The following is a 6,842-nucleotide window of genomic DNA, read 5'->3' on the forward strand; positions in this document are numbered from 1 at the left end:
TTTGAGCCAAATCCTTGCCAAGAAGTCTGGCTTATGCTAAACTTGTTCCTGTAAATGATACAAGAACAAAAGGAGAAAATATGACAAAAGGATACCAACAACGATTTTCACTATCCATTTTATTATGGATGCGTCAGGATAAAGCACGCCAAGAGGGAATGGACTACTGGGGTGGCGGGCATGCACAGATTATTGCAGCTTCACCGGGTCTATTAGAATACCGCCAGCAACATTTGAGTGAGACAGAGCATAGTTTTTGGCCGAAAGCGACAGGCTTGGAAACGGCTATTCCAGAAGACCGTCGGATTGATGGCATTGCGGAAGTGACCTATCAAAAGTTATTGGCACCAATAGGCGGACGCCGTCAGACGGCCCTTGCCTTTGAAGATGAGGTCAATGTTTTCCGTCGGACTTTGATGCACATGGGCTTCCCTTATTCATCACGTTGGTACCATACTAGTACTCAGGTCCAAACCCAACTGCGTGATGTTCTTTACTTCCGTCGCAAAGATGGTGTGAAGAGCGGCAGCTTCAAAAAATTTATTCAAGATGGACTAGCCAGTCAACTGGCGACAATCTCTGGGGTAACGGAAGTACGGACACAGGTCTATCTTCCATGGAATAAAGCGACTTGGAATACTCCAAATGTTGCCCATGACAATCCTAAGGAAGACCACCTTCATGCCTCCATCATCCTAGGTTTTGCGGATCAGGCGGCAAGAGAGGCCTTCTATGCCAACCTAGCTCCGCAGTTGAATGCAGAAGTGGTACAATACGCCTCCGCAGTCCACGCCTATCATATAGAAAAAACCTTGCCTTTCGTCCTAAACGGCAAACGTATGTAAGACGAGCGACTTCTTGGTCGAATGCTTTGTTTTAAAAAAATCAAGCAAAAGACTTGCCAAGAAGTCTAGCTTATGATAAACTTGTTCTTGTAAGTGATACAAGAACAGAAAGGAGCACGAATGGATACAAAGTTTTCAGTAGCCCTTCATATACTGACCATGATCAGTGAGAGTAAGGAAATACTTAGCTCGCAAGCCTTGGCTGAGAGCGTTGGCACCAATGCCAGCTACATCCGCAAGGTGATTGCACTCTTGAAAAATGCAGGCTTAATCACTTCACACCAAGGACGATCAGGCTACCAATTGAGCAAGTCCCCTAAGGATATTAGCTTATTGGAGATCTACCTTGCGACGCAAGAAGTGGAGCATATTCGTCTATTTCAAATACACCAGAATGCCAATCTTTCTTGTCCGGTTGGGCAGCATATAGAAGGCGCAATGGTTCCCATCTTTTCCAGCGTTGAACAAGAACTGGAAAATCAACTCAGTCGTCAATCTTTAGATAATGTGATTGATAATCTCTATCAATCCGCACAAGAAACCCGAATCTGACCGAGGTCAGATTTTATAAACCCAAACATAGACCTGTAAGTGATACAGGAACAAACCAAAGAATAGAAAAGAGAACAACATGAAAGCAGCACAACACATATCTTATAACAAAAACAATATCACCCTTAACCTTACAGAAATTGCTAAACCACAAATCAAGCCTAACCAAGTCCTTGTCAAAGTGACCGCAGCAGGCGTTAATCCATTGGATAACATGATTTCACGCGGAGATGTGAAATTGATTGTCCCTTACAAATTGCCACAAACAGCTGGAAATGAAGTAGTCGGTTTGGTTGAAGAAGTCGGCACAACTGTAACCAATTTTGCAGCAGGTGACCGTGTCTTCGGTCGTCTTCCACTTGATAGTATCGGTGCTTTCGCTGAGTATGTAGCGGTTGACGCTCAAGCTCTTGCTAAGGTTCCTGCCTACTTGACAGATGAAGAAGCGGCTGCTGTTCCTTTGACAGCCTTGACTATCATGCAGGCCCTTGACCTCATGGGTGCGCAAGCTGGCAAGACCATCTTCATCTCAGGTGGAACTGGTGGTGTCGGCGGTATGGCTATCCCGATTGCCAAAGCTAAAGGCTTGACCGTTATCACAAATGGTGATGGGGCAAGTGCAGAGCGGGTGTTGTCATTGGGTGCAGACCGGTTTATCGATTACAAGACAGAAGATTACACCAAAACACTTAACAATGTTGACTATGTCTTGGACACACTTGGCGGTGCAGAAACGGAAAAACAAATGTCCATCATGAAAAAAGGTGGACAGCTGGTTTCCCTTCGTGCCATGCCAAATGGTGAATTTGCCAAACGCATGAATTTGCCAAAATGGAAACAAATCTTGTTTGGCCTAGCTGGTCGTTCATTTGACAAAATGGCTAAAAAATACGGTGTTCACTACCATTTCATTTTCGTAGAGAGCAATGGTCGCCAGCTGCAAGAAGTAGCAGACATTTTCAGCAAGCTCGAAATCAAACCGTCAATCGATACCGTTTATCCATTTGAAGAAGTCAACGCAGCACTTGATAAGGTTGCCAACGGTCGTTCACGCGGAAAAACAGTCCTCCGTTTCAACTAAAATAATAAAATATACAAGGAAAAGTCATGTCTTATATTACAACTAAAAACCAATACATCACCGTTTCAAACAATAAAATCGCCTATCGTGAGCTCAGCAAGGGCAAGTCTGACATTCCTTTGGTCATGCTGGTTCACCTAGCGGCCACCTTGGACAACTGGGATCCCAAACTGCTGGATTTGCTGGCTGAAAAGCACCATGTGATTGTCCTAGACCTTCCTGGCGTGGGAGCTAGTCAGGGCAAGGTGGCTCCGACTATTCCAGGAATGGCTGAGCAGGCCGTTTCCATTATCAAGGCTTTGGGTCATGAGAAAATCAATTTGCTCGGTCTGTCTATGGGTGGTTTTATTGCTCAAGAAATCGTTCGTCTGGATAGTCAGCTGGTCAATCGCTTGATTTTAGCAGGTACAGGTCCTCGTGGTGGTTTTGAAGTCGATAAGGTGACTGGAAAAACCTTCCGCTACATGCTGAAGGCTGGTTTAGAGCGTGTGGATCCAAAACGCTACATCTTCTACAACCATGATGAAGCAGGTCGTTTGGAGGCAGAAAAAGTCTTGGGTCGTATGGGGCAAAGAAGTGCTGCTCATGCAGACAAGGACATGAATGTTCCAGGATTTTTGCCCCAGCTGAAAGCTATTAAACGCTGGGGAAGAGAGCCTCAAGATGACATGACCTTTATCACCCAACCAACTCTTATCGTCAACGGTGATAAGGACATGCAGGTTCCAACAGAAAATTCTTATACCATGCATGAGAAGATCAAAAATAGCCAACTGATCATCTATCCCAATGCAGGACACGGCTCGATCTTCCAAAATGCAGAAGAGTTTTCAAAAGCCTTACTAGCCTTTTTGGAGGAAACCAATGCCTAAAACCATTTTAATCACAGGATCGACGGATGGGATTGGCAAACACCTAGCCATGAAACTAGCTAGTGAAGGTCATGAAGTAATCTTGCACGGGCGAAATAGCGAAAAGCTCCGTGTAGCTCTCAGTGATATTCAACTAAAAACAGGAAATAAAAAGATTCACGGCTACCTTGCAGACTTTTCCAAGTTAGCAGATGTCTATCGTTTCAGCCAAGAAATTAAACGCGATTTTGAGCAGATTGATGTCTTGTTAAACAATGCGGGTGCTTACTTTGGGGATGCTCGTGTGGCGACAGCAGAAAATATCGAGATGACCTTTATGCTGTCTGTTCAAGTTCCTTATATCTTGACGACGGAGTTGCTGCCCTTGCTGGAAAAAGCAGCAGGCAGGGTCATACACACTTCTTCCTTCATGCACCATTTTGCACAAACCAGAGGCTTGGATTTTGGTTTAGAGCAGAGCTATTCTGCAGCCATGGCTTACAATAATGCCAAGCTTTACACTATTTGGCTGGCCATTGCTCAGGCAGAGGCCTTAGAAAAGCAAGGGTCATCTGTGACTGTCAATGCCTACCATCCTGGCTTGATTGCGACAAATTTGGGCAATGATGGGGTCAAACGCAACCTGAGAAGTCGGATTCTCACCAGTCTGATGAAACCATTTTCTAAGGATTTGGACCAAGGGATTGAAACAGGTTACTACTTAAGCCTGTCACCAGAGGTGGCTGGGCAGTCAGGTCGCTATTTTGCAGAGAAAAGGTTGGCTAAGGTCAGCTTGAAAGGCTTTGATATGGCAAAGAGCCAAGCCTTACTAGCCTATCTTGATAAGAAAAATCAAATATTTAAGGAGAGCTACGGTGATTAAAATCTTGCTAGAAAACCTCCAACTGCCCAATGGTCAGGTCTTAGATAATCGCTTTTTCAAATCCGCCATGAGCGAAACCCTGGCAGATAGTCAGGGAGCTCCCTCAGATGATTTGATTGCCTTATATGATTTTTGGGCCAAGCAGGGAATGGGTGTCTTAGTGACAGGTAATGTCATGGTGGACGGCCGCTACCTTGGTGAGCCGGGCAATGTGGTCCTTGATTCTGACGATCATCTGGATCAATTTCGGAAATGGGCAGCCGTTGGGAAAAAGAATGGTGTGCCTATCTGGCTCCAGCTCAATCAGCCTGGCAAACAGATGTATCGGTCAATCAATCAAACTCCGATTGCACCCAGTGCCATTCCGATTTCTGGAGGTTCAGCTTCAGCCTTTCGTTCACCGAGAGAAATGACCGTGTTTGACATCAAAGAAGCTAGAGATAAATTTATTGCAGCAGGCCTTCGGGCAAAAGAAGCAGGATTTACAGGTGTACAGTTACACGCTGCACATGGTTACTTGATCAATCAATTCCTCTCGCCAGCAGATAATCAGCGGACGGACCGCTATGGTGGCAATCTGGACAATCGTATGCGATTCTTGGTGGAAGTCTATCAAGGTCTGCGTGAAAAAGTGGGACCAGATTTTACCATCGCCTTGAAATTGAATGCTTCTGATTTTAAGGAAGAGGGCTTTGGTTTTGAAGATTGTAAGCATGTGGTGAAAACCATGTCTAATTTAGGTATTGACCTGATTGAAATTTCAGGTGGTAATTATGAGACACCTGTTTTTGGTAGTGAATATGAGAATGGTGCTGGATTTGTCACCTACGCCCTTGCTCTAGCAGATTTGACTTCTGTTCCTATTGTTTCAACAGGCGGTTTCCGAAAAGTCACTCAGATGGAGGAGGCTATCAAGGATGGTGTATCCATGATTGGTCTTGCCAGACCCTTTGTCCTTCGTCCAAGTCTTGTCAATGATTACCGTCAAGTCGGTGATCTGCAACTGACAACGCCTCGCCTAACAACAGGTCTTCCAAAACTGGATAAGGCTCTTGGTCCCATTATCGGTGTCAGTTATTACGAGGCCCAGATGAAACGCTTGGCCAAGGGAAAATCTGTCATCGTCAGTCAAAACGCTTGGCCTTATCTTCTCCAAACCGTCAAGGCACACGGCCTGTCAGCCTTGAAACCGAGGAGGAAGTAGAATAAACTAGAAAAGATTTGAGAGTCCATCTCAGATCTTTTTTCTACGATAAATGAACCTACCGATAATTTTTGAAAAAAGTTGTAACAAAACTATTGACAACTATTGGGGTTTAGGATATACTAGTGTACGTAAAGTTGTAACAAAACATTTTACAACAAAAAACATTTCGGAGGAAAAGAAAATGAAAATAGCGGTAGTAGCAGCAAACGGTAAAGCAGGTAGCTTGATTGTGAAAGAAGCGGTCGCACGTGGTTTTGAAGTAACGGCCATCGTTCGTGGTGAAAATAAGACAGTCGCACAGCAGGTTCTTCAAAAGGATGTTTTTGACCTGACAGCCGATGATGTGATTGGCTTTGATGCGGTAGTGGATGCAGTAGGTGCCTAGACAGCAGACACTGTCCATATGGTTCCTGATGCAGCCAAACATTTGGCGGCTATCCTAAAAGATTCACAAACACGTTTGCTTGTGGTTGGTGGAGCAGCAAGCCTGTATGTTAATCCAGAGCGTACCTTGACTGTGGCAGATGTGACAGAGTTTCCAGCGGAAGTATTGCCTGTGCTAAATGCTCACAAGGAAGCACTTGAGGCCCTTCGTCAAGTAGATGATGTCAACTGGACCTATGTAAGCCCGGCAGGTGATTTCCAAGCAGACGGCGAACGGACAGGTCGCTATATTCTTGGCGGTGAAGAGTTGGTCTTGAATAGTAAGGGAGAAAGCGTTATTTCCTATGCAGATTATGCTATTGGTATGATTGACGAGATTGCATCGGGAGATCATCTCAAAGCACGTATCAGCCTTGTCAGTGAGTAAAAGGTTGTTATGCAGATCTCAAATAAATTTACCATTGCCATTCATGCCTTGGCCTTTATCCATCTCTTTCAAGACCAGCAACGTGTCACCAGCAAGATTTTGGCAAACAGTATTCAAGCCAATCCCGTTATCATTCGCTCGGTTCTGTCTGGTTTGAAGGATGCGGGAATTGTAGATTCCAAGCAGGGTAGCGGCGGTTTTCGTTTAGCAAAGCCACTTGATGACATTAGCCTTTATGACATCTTTGTTACGGTTGACAATATTGATAAAAAAGGCTTGTTCAACTTTCATGAAAATCCCCATCCCGACTGTATCGTGGGGGGGAATATCCATGCTGCTGTGGACGACAAACTCGTCCAAGTCCAGACAGCTATGGAGAAAGAATTGAAAACCATGTATATGTCTGATGTCCTGGTTGACCTAGAAAAAGCCATTGAAGAAAAAGCGAAAAGGACTTAAATTGTCATCTTTTCACAATGACCACATACAAAAAAAGACTTAGAGTGACTGAAAAACAGTTGTGTACTGACCCCAAAAAGTTAGACAAAAAATATTATTGAAAGGATTTAGTTCTGTACTGAACAGGACTAAGTCCTTTTAGTTTTTCTTTAA

At 44.4% G+C, this 6,842-nt stretch carries 8 protein-coding genes and 1 pseudogene; 8 read left to right on the forward strand and 1 reads right to left on the reverse strand.

Features of this window, described 5'->3' with window-relative positions:
• Positions 1–80: 80 nt before the first annotated feature.
• The 8 genes and pseudogenes from RFK25_RS08175 to RFK25_RS08210 all read left to right on the forward strand — a co-directional run bounded on the left by RFK25_RS08175 (position 81) and on the right by RFK25_RS08210 (position 6,689).
• Positions 81–845 carry a hypothetical protein gene (locus RFK25_RS08175; RefSeq protein WP_332412882.1) on the forward strand — a complete coding sequence of 255 codons (765 nt, stop codon included), beginning with the start codon at positions 81–83 and terminating at the stop codon, positions 843–845.
• Positions 846–965: 120 nt separating this feature from the next.
• Entirely contained in the window at positions 966–1,397 is a 432-nt protein-coding gene (locus tag RFK25_RS08180) for an Rrf2 family transcriptional regulator (RefSeq protein ID WP_024375959.1), read from the forward strand.
• 79 nt (positions 1,398–1,476) lie between these two features.
• A complete protein-coding gene (locus tag RFK25_RS08185; RefSeq protein WP_332412885.1) occupies positions 1,477–2,478 on the forward strand; it encodes an NADP-dependent oxidoreductase in 1,002 nt (333 codons plus the stop codon).
• 26 nt (positions 2,479–2,504) lie between these two features.
• On the forward strand, positions 2,505–3,350 hold the full coding sequence (locus RFK25_RS08190) for an alpha/beta fold hydrolase (protein WP_332412887.1): 846 nt from the start codon (positions 2,505–2,507) through the stop codon (positions 3,348–3,350).
• A complete protein-coding gene (locus RFK25_RS08195) occupies positions 3,343–4,212 on the forward strand; it encodes an SDR family NAD(P)-dependent oxidoreductase (RefSeq protein WP_332412891.1) in 870 nt (289 codons plus the stop codon). The genes RFK25_RS08190 and RFK25_RS08195 overlap by 8 nt, the downstream gene beginning before the upstream one ends.
• Entirely contained in the window at positions 4,205–5,416 is a 1,212-nt protein-coding gene (locus RFK25_RS08200) for an NADH:flavin oxidoreductase/NADH oxidase family protein (RefSeq protein ID WP_332412892.1), read from the forward strand. Before RFK25_RS08195 ends, RFK25_RS08200 begins: the two co-directional genes overlap by 8 nt.
• Positions 5,417–5,600: 184 nt before the next feature.
• A pseudogene (locus RFK25_RS08205) lies at positions 5,601–6,230 on the forward strand (NAD(P)-dependent oxidoreductase).
• 9 nt (positions 6,231–6,239) lie between these two features.
• On the forward strand, positions 6,240–6,689 hold the full coding sequence (locus tag RFK25_RS08210) for an Rrf2 family transcriptional regulator (protein WP_332412894.1): 450 nt from the start codon (positions 6,240–6,242) through the stop codon (positions 6,687–6,689).
• A gap of 94 nt (positions 6,690–6,783) precedes the next feature.
• Here the strand turns inward: RFK25_RS08210 and RFK25_RS11770 are convergent.
• A partial coding sequence (locus RFK25_RS11770; RefSeq protein WP_443035555.1) for an IS3 family transposase occupies positions 6,784–6,842 on the reverse strand: 59 nt, incomplete at its 5' end.

Source organism: Streptococcus sp. SS-4456 (genome assembly GCF_036680365.1).
Lineage (GTDB): Bacteria > Bacillota > Bacilli > Lactobacillales > Streptococcaceae > Streptococcus.